Below are 14,693 nucleotides of genomic sequence, written 5' to 3'. Positions count from 1 at the left end.
CCTGCGCCCGGCTCGTACTCAGTCGGTGTACGCCTCGAGCGGCGGGCACGAGCACACCAGGTTGCGGTCACCGAAGGCGCCGTCGATGCGCCGGACCGCGGGCCACACCTTGGCCCGGCCGGAGTGCACACCCAGCGGGTAGACGGCGGTCTCCCGGCTGTAGGGATAATCCCACTCACCGACGAGCGCGGCGGCGGTATGCGGGGCGCCGCGCAGCGGGCTCTGCTCGACCGGCCAGGTACCGGCGGCGACCTCGTCGATCTCGCCCTTGATCGCGATCATCGCGTCGGCGAAGGCGTCGAGTTCGTCGAGATTCTCACTCTCGGTGGGCTCGACCATCAGTGTCCCGGCCACCGGGAAACTCATCGTCGGAGCGTGGAATCCATAGTCTGCCAAGCGTTTCGCGACATCGTCGACGGTCACGCCGGTGCGCTTGGTGATCTCGCGCAGATCCAGGATGCACTCGTGGGCGACCATGCCGTTCTCCCCGGTGTAGAGCACCGGGAAATGCGAATCCAGCCGCCGCGCAAGGTAATTGGCCGAGGCGATCGCGGTCAGTGTCGCCCGGCGCAGGCCGTCGGCGCCCATCATCCGGATATAAGCCCAGGTGATCGGTAGGATCGAGGCCGACCCGTACCGCGCCGCGGACACCGCGTGCGACTCCGCCTGCAGCGGATCGCCCGGAAGGTAGGGCGCCAGATGCTCGCGCACCGCGACCGGGCCCACGCCGGGACCGCCACCGCCGTGCGGGATGCAGAAGGTCTTGTGCAGGTTCAAATGCGAGACGTCACCGCCGAAGCGACCCGGACGGGCAAGTCCCACAAGGGCGTTGAGATTCGCGCCGTCGACGTACACCTGGCCGCCCGCGTCGTGCACGAGTGCGCACAACTCGGCCACCTCGTGCTCGTACACGCCGTGGGTGGACGGATAGGTGATCATGATGCAGGCCAGCCGGTCGGCGTGATCGGCGATCTTGGCGCGCAGATCGTCCAGATCGACGTCGCCGTTGTCCCGGCATTTCACGACCTCCACCCGCAGTCCGGCCATTGCCGCGGACGCGGCGTTGGTGCCGTGCGCGCTGGAGGGAATCAGGCAGGTGTCGCGGTGGGTGTCGCCGCGGTCGAGGTGATAGCGGCGGATCGCGAGCAATCCCGCGTACTCGCCCTGGCTGCCGGCATTGGGCTGCAGGCTCACCCGGTCGTATCCGGTGACCGCGGCCAGCCAGCGCTCGAGATCCTCGATCACGCGCAGCATGCCCGGCACGTCCTCCAGCGGCGCGTACGGGTGCAGGCGCGCGAAGCCGGGCCAGGTGATGGGCTCCATCTCGGCGGTGGCGTTGAGCTTCATCGTGCACGAGCCGAGCGGAATCATGCTGCGGTCCAAGGCGATATCCTTGTCCGACAGCTGCCGCAGATACCGCAGCATCGCGGTTTCGGTGTGGTAACGGGTGAACGCCGGATGGGTCAGATAGGCCGAGGTCCGGGTCTCGATCGAGGGCAGTGCGGCCGTCTCCGGCACCCCGTCGGCGCCGAAGCATTCCAGCACGATCGCCACCTGGGCCTCGGTGGTCGCCTCGTCGCAGGCCACCGCCACGTGATCGGCGTCGACCAGGCGCAGGTTGATTCCGCGGCCCTTGGCCTTGGCGACCACGGCCTCGGCGCCACCCGGCACCGACACCAGGACGGTGTCGAAGAAACGTTCGTGCACGACCGCGTCGCCGAGCCCGCCGGCGAGCCGCTCGGCGTGGCCGTGCACGCGCCGCGCGATGGCGCGCAGCCCGTCGGCGCCGTGGTAGGAGGCATACATCGCGGCCACGATGGCCAGCAGCACCTGCGCGGTGCAGATGTTCGAGGTCGCCTTCTCGCGGCGGATGTGCTGTTCGCGGGTCTGCAGCGCGAGCCGGTAGGCGCGGTCTCCGTCGGCGTCCAGCGAGACACCGACCAGGCGGCCGGGCAGTTGCCGCGCGTGTGCGGTGCGCACCGCGAGATATCCGGCGTGCGGACCGCCGAAACCGAGTGGGACACCGAACCGCTGGGTGGTGCCGAAGCACACGTCGGCGCCCTGCTCCCCGGGCGGGGTGATGAGCGTCAGCGCCAGCAGATCGGCGCCGACCGCGACCAGCGCACCTCGCTCGTGCGCCGCGGCGATCACCGCGGTGGGGTCCGCGATCCGCCCGGAGGCGCCCGGCGTCTGCAGGACCACGCCGAAGAAGTCGCCCTCGGGCAGTTCGCCGGAACTCAGATCCGCCTCGACCAGCGTGATGCCGAGCGGTTCGGCCCGGGTGGCCAGCACGGTGCGCGTCTGCGGGAAGAGGTCGGCATCGATGAGCAGGCGCTGGGAGGTGCTCTTGCGGTTGGCGCGCTGCAGCAGCGTCATCGCCTCGGCGGCGGCGGTCGCCTCGTCCAGCATCGAGGCGTTGGCCACCTCCATCCCGGTCAGATCGGAGACCATGGTCTGGAAGTTCAGCAGCGCCTCGAGCCGGCCCTGGCTGATCTCGGGCTGATACGGCGTGTAGGCGGTGTACCAGGCGGGGTTTTCCAGCAGGTTGCGGACCAGCACCGGCGGGGTCAGGGTGTCGTAGTAACCGAGGCCGATCATCGACGTGGCGACGGTGTTCGACTGTGCGAGGGCAGCGAGCTCGGTGAGCGCGTCGTGTTCGGAGACCGCGGCCGGCAGCGCGTCGAGCCCGGTCTCACCGGCGGCGTCCAGAATGCTCGCGGGAACGGCGCGTGCCGCGAGTTCGTCCATCGACCCGACGCCGACGGTATCGAGGATCCGATCGAGTTCGGTGGTGTCGGGTCCGATGTGGCGGTCGGCGAAACTACGGGTCACGGCAGCTCCAAGGCTCGGGCGGGTCGACCGGCACCCCGGGTGCCACGTCGACGACTGTCGGCCCTCCCCCTCTGTCGTGGCGCCTGAGAGATTCGGGGTCGCGCGCGATCCCTTTCCCCATGGGCGGGCGGCCCGCATTGTGTGCGGCCGCCGCTTTCCAGAGGCGTCGAACTCCGTACGGTCCCTGATGCCTGAGAGATTGACGGGGAGGTGCTGCTCCTTCGGCGTCCGGGACGAACCCGGAACTCTCCCGCACGGCGGCGACGCACCCTCAGTCTAAGCGGTGCGCGGTAAACGCCATGTTTCCGACCCAGCTCAGCGCGCAGTCGGCTCCGTCACATCCGGCGACCGACGATTTATCCCGTCTTGCGGTTCTCGCGCGCCTTGCGGCGATAGGCGAGTTCGTCCTCGGGCCGGTCGCTCGCCTCATGGGTTTCGGCGCGTTCGGCCGGGAAGTTGGCGATCGCACCGGTCAGCTCGCGCATGGCTCCGCTGACGGCGATGCCGAAGACGCCCTGACCGCCCTGCAGTAAATCGACGACCTCTTCCGGCGAGGAACATTCGTAGACGGTGGTGCCATCGGAGAACAGCGTGATCCCGGCCAGATCCTCCACCCCACGGCTACGCAGATGATCGACGGCGATGCGGATGTTCTGCAGCGAGATCCCGGCGTCGAGCAGCCGCTTGACGATCTTGAGGACCAGGATGTCCTTGAAGGAGTACAGGCGCTGGCTGCCGGAACCGGTGGCGCTGCGAATCGAGGGGACGACGAGCCCGGTGCGGGCCCAGTAGTCGAGCTGCCGGTAGGTGATACCGGCCACCTGGCATGCGCTGGGAACGCGGTAACCGACCAGCTCGTCGGGCACCGTGTCGTCAGGGAACAGCCCTGGCTGCACGACCGCGGTGGGCCGCGGGTCGGGTGCTGGTTGCTGCGGTCGGTCTCCCACTGCTACTCCCTCACTGCATCGCCGAAGAAGAACAACGGCCTAACTGTCGAGGCTACTCTGTCGATTGTCTCGGCAGCACGGGCATGGAGCCAAACTCCGCGTGCGGCGTGTTTCTCACCCTCTACGTGAGGTATAGAGCACAGTTCAAGATCACCACACCGCCCCGCGGTGACCGATGATCCGGACAGCTCACCTGTCGGAGTCTTCGCCGACAGCTCAGCTGTCGTGTCCTCGAAACAGCTCAGCTGTCGGTGGCCTTGAAATCGTCCGGTGAGACCGACTCCAAGAATTCCTTGAACTTCTCGACCTCGTCCTCGCGTTCGTCGGGCATCACCAGCCCGGCTTCCTCGAGGACCGGTTCCTCCGCGTAGATCGGGCAACCGACCCGCAAGGCGATAGCTATCGAGTCCGACGGACGTGCGGAGATCCGCACGTCGTTGTCGAAGACGAGGTCGGCGTAGAAGGTGCCCTCCTGCAGGTCCACGATTCGCACCTCTTTCAAGGTGTGGCCGAGGTCGTGGATCAGGATCTTGATCAAGTCGTGGGTCAGGGGCCGGATCGGGGTCACCCCCTCCTGCTCGAGCACGATGGCGGTCGCCTCGGCCTGACCGATCCAAATGGGCAGATAACGGTCGCCCGACTCTTCACGCAGCAGCAACACGGGCTGGTTCTGGGGCTGCTCGACCCGGATGCCGATCACACGCATTTCACTCATCGCACTGGCCTCCCATACTCGCCGGCCGCCCGCACGAGCCCAGCTGGGCAGGCCGTATCACCGAGTCTAGGCGAAGAATTCAGCCGCCGAGGGAAGCCCGCACCGACGTCTTCACCAAGCTGGTATGCAGCGTCAGCGACAACGCCGCCAACTCGCGTACGGTCTCCTCGGCGCGGGCCCGGGCATCGGCGTCGCGACTCTTGGCTATCGGCGCGGCGATCTGGGCGATCATCGCCGCCTCCCGGTCCGCTGCCAGCTTGAACGCCCGCAGATGCCGTGCCTCCAAACCGAATTCGCTCATCGCCTGAGCGGTGCGAGCCAAGGTGACCGCCTCGGCGTCGAAGAATCCGGCAGCGCCGGGCGTGATCAGCCCGGCGCGAATCAGTTCGGTGAGAAATTTCTCATCTATCCCGGCCTGCTCCAGCAGATCGGCACGCGTGACGCGGATTTCGTGATCGAGACGCAATTCGTCCGGCGACACCTCGCCGGGCACCACCCCCAGCCGCCGGGGCGCCGCGGGGGCGCCTACCGGGCGGGTGGACTCGGGCGCACGCCCCGAGCCGTCCACACCGGCGCCGTCGGCCCGGGCCCGCGCCTCGCGCACACCCAGGGTCGCCGCGCCGCGGTCGATCGCTTCGAGCTGCTCCTTGATCACCTTCAGCGGCAGATACTGATCCCGCTGCGCGGTCAGCACGAACTTCAGCCGTTCGACATCGGCGACCGAGAATCTGCGATATCCCGAAGGCGTGCGCTCCGGGCGGATCAGCCCCTCCGATTCGAGGAAGCGGATCTTGGAGATGGTGATGTCCGGAAAATCCGGACGCAGCAGGTCCAGCACGGAGCCGATCGACATTCCTCCGCGTGTCCATTGCGCTGCGCCAGTCATCAGTGGAATCCGCCTCGGCCGTTTATGCGCTCGGCTCGTTGACCTGCGGCCGCGGTCCGGTCAGGAAGACCAGCCGGAACTTGCCGATCTGCACCTCGTCACCGTTCTGCAGCTCCGAGGAATCCACCGGCTCGCGGTTGACGTAGGTGCCGTTCAGGCTGCCCACGTCGACGACCTGGAAGGTGTCCTCGTCCTGCCGGAACTCCGCGTGCCGACGGGACACGGTGACATCGTCGAGAAAGATGTCGCTGTCGGGGTGACGGCCCGCCGACGTGGTGGGCTGATCCAACAGGAACCGCGACCCCGCGTTGGGACCGCGCTTGACCACCAGCAGGGCGGCACCCGCGGGCAGCCCCTCGACCCCTTGCACCGGCTGTTCGCCGGTCTGCTCACCGGAGCGCGACGCGTCGACCTCGTTGAGGAAGTCAGCGCGGAACACCGAAGTCGTTTCGGCCGCGCTCTCCCCGTATCCCGGGTCTTTGTTCTCGCTCACCCTTGCTCTCCTCCTCGAACCGATTTTCCGTACCGGTATCCGGCGCCAATTCCGAGCGCACTGCCCTCACCGCCGCCACCCATCGCGACCGGCTGTCGCGCTGTCAGGTGTCACCGGCAAGTTCCGGCAGAGTTCCCGGCACCGGCCGCCGGCACATCTGTTGGCATTGACCGTACCCTGCTGGGCCGCACCCGTGCAGGTAGAACTGGGAAGGCTGACTCAGCCCTCGATAACTCCTTGGTAACCTGCGGCATCGAGCAGTGCGCCGAGGGCGGTATCGAGTGCCTCGGCGTCGTCGATCTGCAGCTCGAAGATCCAGCCGTCACCGTAGGGGTCGGTGTTCAGCGACTCCGGCTCGGAGTCTAGATCTTCGTTCGCCGCAACGACTTTCGCGTTCAGCGGGGCGTAGATCTCCGAGACGCTCTTGGTCGATTCGACCTCGGCGATCGCCTCGCCGGCCGACACCACGGTGTCGACTGCCGGCAGTTGCACGAACACCACATCACCGAGCTGCGACTGCGCGAAATCGGTGATACCGACCCGCACGCGGTCCGGCGCGATCCGCTGCACCCACTCGTGTTCCTCGGTGTAGCGAAGGTCCTCGGGAAGGTTGGTCACAGGCTGATTCCTCTCACGGGGCGTCCTTTCACGGGTGTCGGCCGACCGGCGGTCGGCACAACTCTATCGACCCCGGCCGACACGGCGGATCGCCACACCCCGCTGCGAAGTTGCTCGCGGCGCAACAGGTATGGTCCGCTACCGCGCGGCGGCCACGGTCCGCTACCGCGCAACGGGGATCGTCCGCGCGACGGCGAAGGCCTTGCGCAGATACAGCAGACCCGTCCACACGTAGACCGCCGTACCCCACCACAGCAGCGCCCAGCCGAAGGCCCGGCCGAAACCGGCTGCCGCCCAATCCATCTGGCCGGCCAGCAGCCACGGCAGCGCCGACATCAGCGCGAAGGTGGCGGCCTTGCCGAGGTAGATGACCTCCGGCGGATCGAGGTTGCGGCGGCGATAGATCGGCAGCGTCGCGCTCAGGATCAGGTCGCGGCCGATCAGCACGACGACGAACGGCCACGGCAGGATTCCGCGCACCAGCAGGCCGAGCACGGTGGCGACGAGATACAACCGGTCCACCAGCGGGTCCAGCAGAGCGCCCAGCCGCGAGTACTGATCCAGTAGCCGTGCCAGCTTTCCGTCGAGGTAGTCGGTGACGCCACTGGCGACCAGCAGCGCGAACGCCCAGCCGTCGGCATGCAGGACCAGCAGCAGCCAGAGGAAGACCGGCACGCCGATCAGCCGCAGCACGCTCAGCACGTTCGGCACGGTGAGAATGCGGTCGGTTTCCGTGCCGGCCGCGGCGCCGGCAGGTTCGCGCGCGGGCTCCGAGCGCTCGGAGGCCTGATGGTCGGGGCCGGACCCGCCGGCCGGTCGGTTGCTCACGCCTGTTGCTTACCCGAACCGATCCCGCCGCGCCATTCGGGCACGCCGCGACGGGTGCGGCGGCACGATAGGTTTACCAGTCGCATCCGGCCGGATGGCACACTAGCGAGTGACACAATGAGTCGAAGATCGTTTCATTGTGAATGCGGTGACGAGAGGAAGACATGCCCGACTTCGACTACGACGTGGTGGTGATCGGCTCCGGCTTCGGTGGCAGCGTCAGCGCGCTGCGCCTCACCGAGAAGGGCTATCGGGTGGCCGTTCTGGAATCCGGCCGGCGCTGGCCCGCGGAGTCCATTCCGAATTCGAATTGGAATGTGCGCAAGTCGATCTGGGCTCCACGGCTGGGCCTCACCGGCCCGCAGCGGATCAGTGTGCTCGGCAAGTGCGCCGTGTTCTCCGCCGCCGGTGTGGGCGGTGGCTCGCTGATCTACGGCAACACCCTCTACGAACCGCTGCCGAACTTCTACACCGACAAGCAGTGGGCCCATATCGCCGACTGGCGCAGTGAACTGGCCCCCTACTACGACCAGGCCAAGCGGATGCTGGGCGTGGCGCCCAATCCGCGCGTGACGCCCGCCGACGAGGTGATCCGTTCCATCGCAGACGATCTCGGCGTGGGCGATACCTATCACCCCACCAACGTCGGCGTGTTCTTCAACGAGGAGCAGCCCGGCGTCGAGGTCGACGACCCCTACTTCGGCGGTGCGGGCCCGCGCCGCAGCGGCTGCATCCACTGTGCGCGCTGCTTCACCGGCTGCCCGCACAATGCCAAGAACACCACCCCCACCAACTATCTGTATCTCGCCGAACAGGCCGGCGCGAAGGTGTTCGAGCTGACCACGGCGACGCGCGTGCGTCCGATGGTGGGCGGCGGCTACGCGATCGAGACGCAGCGTTCGGATCGCTGGGTTCGCAAGGGCCGCAAGACCTTCACCGCCGAACAGGTCGTCTTCGCCGCCGCGGCACTGGGCACCCAGAAGCTGCTGCACAAGATGCGCGACGACAAGGTGCTGCCGAACCTCTCGCCCCGGCTGGGCGAGCTGACCCGTAGCAACTCCGAGGCCATCCTCAATGTGGTCAGCCGGCAGCGCCGCGATTTCGCCGAGGGCATCGCCATCACGTCCTCGATCCATCCCGAACCCGACACCCACGTCGAGGTCTGCCACTACGGCAAGGGCCAGAACGCGCTGTTCCCGATGTCGGTGCCGATCGTCGACGGCGGCGCGTTCCGGTTCCTGCGCTTCCTGCTGGCCATCGTGCTGCATCCGATGGTGTTCGCGCGCAGCCTCAACGCCCGCCACGCCTCGGAGAAGTCGGTGATCCTGCTGGTGATGCAGTCACTGGACAATTCGCTGACCTCGTTCCGCCGCTGGGGGCGGCTGAAGACCAAACAGGGCACCGGACAGCCGAATCCGACCTGGATTCCGCTGGCCCACGAGGTCGGCCGCCGGTTCGGGGAGAAGGTCGACGGCGACGTGCACGGCCTCGTCATGGACGTGTTCAACATCCCCGCCACCGCGCACTACATCGGCGGCTGCGTGATCGGCGAAGGACCCGAAAGCGGTGTGGTGGACCCGTACCAGCGCGTCTTCGGCCATCCCGGGTTGCATATCGCCGATGGCTCCGCGGTTACCGCGAACCTCGGGGTGAACCCGTCGCTGACGATCACCGCGCAGGCCGAACGCGCGATGGCGTTCTGGCCCAACAAGGGCGAACCCGATCCGCGGCCGGAACTCGGCGCGGGCTACCGCCGCATCGACCCGGTCGCCCCGCACTACGCCACCGTGCCCGACACCGCACCCGGCGCGCTGCGGCTACCCATCGCGCCGATCGATCCCGCGCCCGCCGAGCGCTGACCGGCATAGCGGGCGCCTTCGCCACTGCCCCACGGTGCGGCGCAGGCGCCCGACATGCCGGCACCGGCGCGTCGAAGTCTCCCCCGGACCCGTAGTGCCCCTTATGCTTTCCGATATCGAGTGTCGACGGAAGGGCGGTCGCCAATGCTCGTGCGAGTGCAGAACGCGGCCGGGAGTCTGGCCGAGCGGGTCCTCATCGACTGGTTGCGTACTTGGAAGGGGCCGGGTGACCCGCAGGGTGTGGCAACGGTCAACTGCGGCCTGTTCTACGCCGACCGGTTGCATCAGTTCGATGCGGTGATCTGGACGCCGACCACCTGCGTGGTGATCGAGGCCGAGGCCTTGGTCGAGCGGGTGAGCGGCGACCTCGAGGTCCCGTTGAACGGACCGTGGCGGGTCGGCGGGCACGTGGTGAGTTTCGAGGGCGGCGATCGCGGCACCCCGCTGGACCGCTCCCGCGAGCACACCCACGCCCTGCAGAACTGGCTGGCCGAACGCGGTTTGGGCCAGCGCGTCGTGCAGGGCGTGGTCGTCGTGGTGCCGCCGCACGGGGCGAAGCCGACGATCCGCCAGCTGTGGAACGATCCCGGTTTCCAGGTGGTGCTCGGCGACGACCCCAGGCGGCTGGCCGATTGCCTGACCGCGCTCACCTCGCAGGGGCGGGCGCAGTGGACGGTGAACGAGGTCGCGCTGACCTTCCGCGGATTGGGCATTCTGCCGTATCTGCCCGCCCCGCAGGATCTCGTCGCCGAGGGCTTCGGCGGACCGGTGGACACCACGCTGTGGTACGGAGGCCCGCAACAGGCACAGGCGGAAGCGTTCATGGAGGAACAGGCCCACGCCGATCAGGCCTACGGGCGTCCGGTCGCGATCACGATGCCCTGGTACAGCCCGTGGAACCTGTATCCGAAGGAGGCCGACCGGATCGATCCCGGCCGGGCGGCGCTGCGCATTCTGCTCGCGATCGGCATGCTCGTCGGTGCGGCCTGGGTGGTCTGGTTCGTGATCACGCTGGTCCTGAATTTCGGTCCCGGCTGAGCCGGATCGGCGGCGCCCGCCGCGGGCATCGCTCAGGCCGCGGGCGTGCCCGCCGCACGCTCGGTCTTCCCTGCGGCATCGTCGCCACCCGACTCCGCCTGTCCGCCGGCACCGGTCTCGCCGACGGGCGCTACCCGAGGCGGCCGGGTCTCGAACCGCATGCGCAGTGTCGTCGTCATCGCCCAACAGGCGGTCACCGCCGCCACGGCGAACGCGGTGCCGCCGACGACATCGGTCGGATAGTGATAGCCGAGGCCCACCATGCCCACCGCCACGGCCGCCAGGGCGAGCGCGGCGACCACACCGATGGCGATGCGCACGCGCACGGTGGCGGCGACGAGCAGCAAACCCGTTGCGATGGCGACGAATTGGACGGTATGCCCGCTCGGATAGGCGAGATAGTGCTGTAAATGCCTGTCCCACAGCGGTTTCAGCGCCCAGGTGTTGATCGCGACCACCAGCTCGGGGACGAGCACCAGAAATCCGGCACCCCACCAGTCCCGCCGCCGGACGCAGGAGAGGATGCCGATCAGCAACAGCGGCAACACGATATAGGCATCGCTCGGCACCACCAGCGCGTCGTAGACGCCGCGATGTGCGTCCAGGCTATCGTGCACGCGATCGCCGATCGTGCGATCGAACGCAGTCGGTCCCCCGCCGGCGGGGAAGCTCAGCGGAACCGTCACGGTGACCAGCAGGCCGATCAGGGTGACGGCGGCGGCAACGAGATGCGCTCGATATCGAGCGACCGGCGGTGAAACGGGCACCTCTCGACCATAGCCGCGTCCGGCTACCGCCCCACCGTCACCGGCCGCCGATATCGAGCACGAAATCACGCGCCCTGGTGCACGCTCGCGTCGTCGAGCATCGCCGCGCGCAGCATGGCCTCCGGCACGCCGAGCGCCTCAACGAGGGTGGCCGACTCCGGCCGCAACCGATCCACCAGTTCGTTGACCCCGCGGCGCACCGACTTGGCCCGATCCACCGACATGAAGCGGTGCATGATGTACCAGGCCTGATTCTGTTCGATGGTGGAGTACACGAACAGATCGCACACGGTGTCGGCCAGCGCTCGCGCGTCGGGATCCTCGATATCGGCGATGCCCTCGATGAACGCCTCCAGCACCAGCCGGTCGATATGTGCCTCACCGGCGGCGAGGATGTGGTCCTGCGCGTTGTTGAACGCCTCGAACGGCCCGGTCTCCTCGGCCCGCGCGCGCAGCCGGTACGCGGCGGTGCGGGTCAGATAGTCCTCGCGGTCGGCGAACAGCTGCAGCTGCACCGAACGCCGGGACAGATCGCCCTCGTCGACGCCGTCGTCGGAGCGGTCGCGCAGGCGCTGGATGAGCTGGCGCACACCCGAGGTCTCGCGCACCACGTCGCGGGCCATGGTGGCCGCGAACTTCACCCAGCCCAGGGCGTCGAGATCGCGCACCTCGTCGGAGTAGGCCGTGAGCAGTTCCTTGGCCACCAGCTGGGTCAGCACCACGTTGTCACCTTCGAAGGTGGTGAACACGTCGGTGTCGGCCTTCAGGGTGACCAGCCGGTTCTCGGTGAGATAGCCTGCGCCGCCGCAGCATTCGCGGCATTCCTGGATGGCTCGGGTGGCGTGGCGGGTCTGGGCGACCTTCAGGCCCGCGGCCCGCTTCTCCAGCGCGCGCTGCGCCTCCGGGTCCAGATTCTGCCCGGTCTGCACCAGATGCATGCGCCGCACCAGATCGTTCTGGGCGAACGCCAGCGCGAACGCGCGCGCCACATGCGGAAACAGCCGGCGCTGATGGCTGCGATAGTCCAGCAGCAGGGTTTCGCTGCCGTCGTCGGGATCGGAGAACTGGCGGCGCTTGTCGGCGTAGCGCAGCGCGATACTCAACGCCACCCGCGCCCCGGCGGCGGCCGCGCCACCGACACTCACCCGCCCGCGCACCAGCGTGCCCAGCGTGGTGAAGAACCGGCGGCTCGGGTTCTCGATATCGGAACGGTAGGTCCCGTCGGGCTCGACGTCGGCGTAGCGGTTGAGCAGATTCTCCCGCGGGATCCGGACGTGGTCGAATTCGATGCGGCCGTTGTCGACGCCGGGCAGACCGCCCTTGAGACCGCAATCCGAGGTGGTGACGCCGGGCAGGTCGTTGCCCTGCTCGTCGCGGATCGGGACGAGGAAGCAGTGCACGCCCTTGCTTTCCCCGCCGGTGATCAGCTGGGCGAATACCGCCGCCATCCGGGCGTGTTCGGCGGCGCCGCCGATGTAGTCCTTACGGGAGGAGGCCGTCGGGCTGTGCACCACGAATTCGCCGGTCGCCGGGTCGTAGGTGGCGGTGGTTTCCAGATTCGCCACATCGCTGCCGTGCCCGGACTCGGTCATCGCGAAACAGCCGAGCAGATCCAGAGACAGCAGGCGTTTGACGATGTCGGTGTGGCGGTCGGTGCCCAGGTTTTCCACCGCGCCGCCGAACAGCCCCCACTGCACACCGGCCTTCACCCACAGCGACAGATCGGTGTAGGCGAGCATCTCCAGGCCGGTGACCGCCCCGCCGGGATCGCCGGTACCACCGTGCTCCAGGCTGAAACCTTTTTCCGCATAACCGAATTCGGCGATGAGGCGCATCTGGTCCAGTACCCGCGCGCGGGCCTGGCGGTAGTCGAGGTAGGGATCGCCGAACAACCGATCGTCGACCAGCTGCCTTCGCGCCTGTTCGCGGACCTCCCGCCACGGGCCGTCGAGCGCGGCCCGCAGATGGTCGGCGGTCGACTTCCCGTTCTTCGATGCCCCGGTGCTCGATGTCCCGGTGCTCGATGTCCCGGCCTCCGGCTGCGCGGAGTCTGGTCTCGCGGAATCTGCTGCTTCGGTGCCCGTGGCCGTATCGGTGCCCATGGTTACCGACTGTAGCGGGACTCGGAACACACCTGCGATAACCAGCAGGTTGCCAGATTTGCCGCTCCCGTCGGCGTGAGGGAGGTGACCCCGGACCGTGCGCGGACTCCGGCTACCGTGTGGTGTGTGACAGATGAGTTGGAGCCCGAACTCGTCCGCACGGGGCCGGAGACCCGGCCGAGTTCGTTGTGGCATCGGGCGATGGGAGCGGTAACCGATCGGCTGGTCGCCCAGCGGCGCGCCACGGTGGACTCGGTGGTCGAGGCACCGGCCCCGCTGAAGCCGATCGATCTCACCGACGACGCCGCCGTCACCGAGGTGCTCGACCTGGCCGAGCGGGTCGGCGAGGTGGTGCTCGCCTCGGGCACCGCCGTGACCGACACCAGCACACAGGTCGAATTCATCGCCGCGACATACGGTTTGGCGCAATGCGATATCGATGTGACCTACAACTCGATTCGCATCTCCGCCGACCGCGGTCCGTCGCTGCCCCCCGCCAGCACCATGCGGGTGGTGCAGTACCGCTCGCTGGACTTCACTCGCCTGTCGGCCGTCGACCGCCTGACCCGGCGGATCCGCCGCGAGGTGGTGCCGCCCCAGGAGGCGCACGCCGCCCTCGACGCGATCACCACCGCCCCGCACCCCTACAACCGCTGGATCGCGACATTCGGCTGGTCGCTGCTGGCGGCATCCATCGCGCTGTTGCTCGGTGGTGGCGTACTGGTCGCGGCCGTGAGTTTCGCCACGACGTTGCTGATCGACCGATGCAACCGCGAGCTCAACAAGCGCGGCCTGCCCTTCTTCTTCCAGAACATGATGGGCGGCATCATCGCGACGCTGCCCGCGATCCTGCTGCAGACCTTCGGCGAGGGGTTGGACACCAATCCCAGCCTGGTCGTCGCGGCCGGAATCACCGTGCTGCTCAGTGGTTTGCAACTGGTCGGCGCGGTCGAGGACGCGATCACCGGAGCACCCATCACGGCCGCCGCCCGCATGCTGGAAGTGCTGGTCATGACCGGCGCGATCATCGGCGGGGTCGGTTTGGCGCTGCGCGGAGCCCAAGCCTTCGGCGCCCAGGTGCCGCCGATCGACATGTCGCCGTCCTACGACATCACCAATCTGCCGTTGAAGATCACCGCCGGTGCGCTGGCGGCCGCGGCATTCGCGCTCGCCTGTTATGCCGAGCGACGGGCCCTCACCGTCGCCGCCATCAGCGGTGCGGGGATCACCGTGTGCTATCTGTTCGTGCAGCACGCCGGTTTCGGGCCGGTGATCGCGGCCGCGGTCTCGGCGACCGCGATCGGTCTCGCCGGTGGTCTGCTGGCCCGCCGTGCGGTGACGCCCCCGCTGGTCGTCGCCATCGCGGGCATCACTCCGCTGCTGCCCGGTCTCAAGGTCTACCGGGGCCTGTTCGCGCTGATCAACGACGATCTGCTGGTCGGGTTGAATCAGATGTTCGCCGCGCTGGTGGTCGGCTGTGCCCTCGGCGGCGGTATCACGCTCGGTGAGTGGTTCGCCCGGTGGCTGCGCCGGCCGCGGATCCTGCGGCGGGTCACCGGGGTGCGCCCCGACGACTTCACCTGAGGCCGCCGGGCTCGCGGCCGGGGG

At 68.2% G+C, this 14,693-nt stretch carries 12 protein-coding genes and 1 riboswitch; of the genes, 3 read left to right on the top strand and 9 right to left on the bottom strand.

The features are described 5' to 3' along the window. Positions 1-18: 18 nt before the first annotated feature. From gcvP to NA3_RS19250, 7 genes are all read right to left on the bottom strand, one after another. On the bottom strand, positions 19-2,832 hold the full coding sequence (gene gcvP / locus NA3_RS19280; protein ID WP_062965038.1) for an aminomethyl-transferring glycine dehydrogenase: 2,814 nt from the start codon (positions 2,830-2,832) through the stop codon (positions 19-21). Between the two features lie 168 nt (positions 2,833-3,000). Beyond that, positions 3,001-3,095, bottom strand: a riboswitch (glycine riboswitch). Positions 3,096-3,188: 93 nt separating this feature from the next. Next, positions 3,189-3,779: a MerR family transcriptional regulator gene (locus tag NA3_RS19275; RefSeq protein WP_051024556.1), complete on the bottom strand. Its 591-nt coding sequence runs from the start codon at positions 3,777-3,779 to the stop codon at positions 3,189-3,191. Between the two features lie 241 nt (positions 3,780-4,020). Continuing rightward, positions 4,021-4,494 carry a bifunctional nuclease family protein gene (locus NA3_RS19270; RefSeq protein WP_030517724.1) on the bottom strand — a complete coding sequence of 158 codons (474 nt, stop codon included), beginning with the start codon at positions 4,492-4,494 and terminating at the stop codon, positions 4,021-4,023. A gap of 79 nt (positions 4,495-4,573) precedes the next feature. Beyond that, entirely contained in the window at positions 4,574-5,347 is a 774-nt protein-coding gene (gene ftsR, locus NA3_RS19265) for a transcriptional regulator FtsR (RefSeq protein ID WP_157126576.1), read from the bottom strand. Positions 5,348-5,402: 55 nt separating this feature from the next. Continuing rightward, complete coding sequence (odhI, locus tag NA3_RS19260; RefSeq protein WP_036500944.1) at positions 5,403-5,873, bottom strand: oxoglutarate dehydrogenase inhibitor Odhl; 471 nt, start codon at positions 5,871-5,873, stop codon at positions 5,403-5,405. A gap of 219 nt (positions 5,874-6,092) precedes the next feature. Beyond that, the gene (gene gcvH / locus NA3_RS19255) at positions 6,093-6,491 is read right to left on the bottom strand and encodes a glycine cleavage system protein GcvH (protein ID WP_062965036.1); all 399 of its coding nucleotides are present in this window, start codon (positions 6,489-6,491) and stop codon (positions 6,093-6,095) included. Between the two features lie 162 nt (positions 6,492-6,653). Beyond that, complete coding sequence (locus NA3_RS19250; protein WP_062965345.1) at positions 6,654-7,211, bottom strand: CDP-alcohol phosphatidyltransferase family protein; 558 nt, start codon at positions 7,209-7,211, stop codon at positions 6,654-6,656. 272 nt (positions 7,212-7,483) lie between these two features. Here NA3_RS19250 and NA3_RS19245 point away from each other — a divergent pair, with 272 nt between their 5' ends. Both NA3_RS19245 and NA3_RS19240 read left to right on the top strand, forming a co-directional pair. Next, positions 7,484-9,178, top strand: coding sequence for a GMC oxidoreductase (locus NA3_RS19245; RefSeq protein ID WP_062965035.1), 1,695 nt, complete (start codon positions 7,484-7,486; stop codon positions 9,176-9,178). Between the two features lie 144 nt (positions 9,179-9,322). Continuing rightward, positions 9,323-10,216 carry a nuclease-related domain-containing protein gene (locus NA3_RS19240; protein WP_062965034.1) on the top strand — a complete coding sequence of 298 codons (894 nt, stop codon included), beginning with the start codon at positions 9,323-9,325 and terminating at the stop codon, positions 10,214-10,216. A 32-nt stretch (positions 10,217-10,248) separates the two neighbouring features. Here NA3_RS19240 and NA3_RS19235 read toward each other — a convergent pair whose 3' ends face one another. Beyond that, positions 10,249-10,983 (bottom strand): phosphatase PAP2 family protein, encoded by a 735-nt coding sequence (locus NA3_RS19235; protein ID WP_063917603.1) that lies wholly within the window; start codon positions 10,981-10,983, stop codon positions 10,249-10,251. A gap of 65 nt (positions 10,984-11,048) precedes the next feature. Next, positions 11,049-13,085: an acyl-CoA dehydrogenase family protein gene (locus NA3_RS19230; protein WP_084491683.1), complete on the bottom strand. Its 2,037-nt coding sequence runs from the start codon at positions 13,083-13,085 to the stop codon at positions 11,049-11,051. A 201-nt stretch (positions 13,086-13,286) separates the two neighbouring features. Here NA3_RS19230 and NA3_RS19225 point away from each other — a divergent pair, with 201 nt between their 5' ends. Then, positions 13,287-14,669, top strand: coding sequence for a threonine/serine exporter family protein (locus NA3_RS19225; protein WP_062965033.1), 1,383 nt, complete (start codon positions 13,287-13,289; stop codon positions 14,667-14,669). Positions 14,670-14,693 lie beyond the last annotated feature (24 nt).

This window comes from Nocardia africana NBRC 100379 (assembly GCF_001612635.1).
Classification (GTDB): Bacteria; Actinomycetota; Actinomycetes; order Mycobacteriales; family Mycobacteriaceae; genus Nocardia; species Nocardia africana.
Note: the sequence above shows the minus strand (reverse complement) of the source record. Positions and strands in the feature narration are given on the sequence as shown.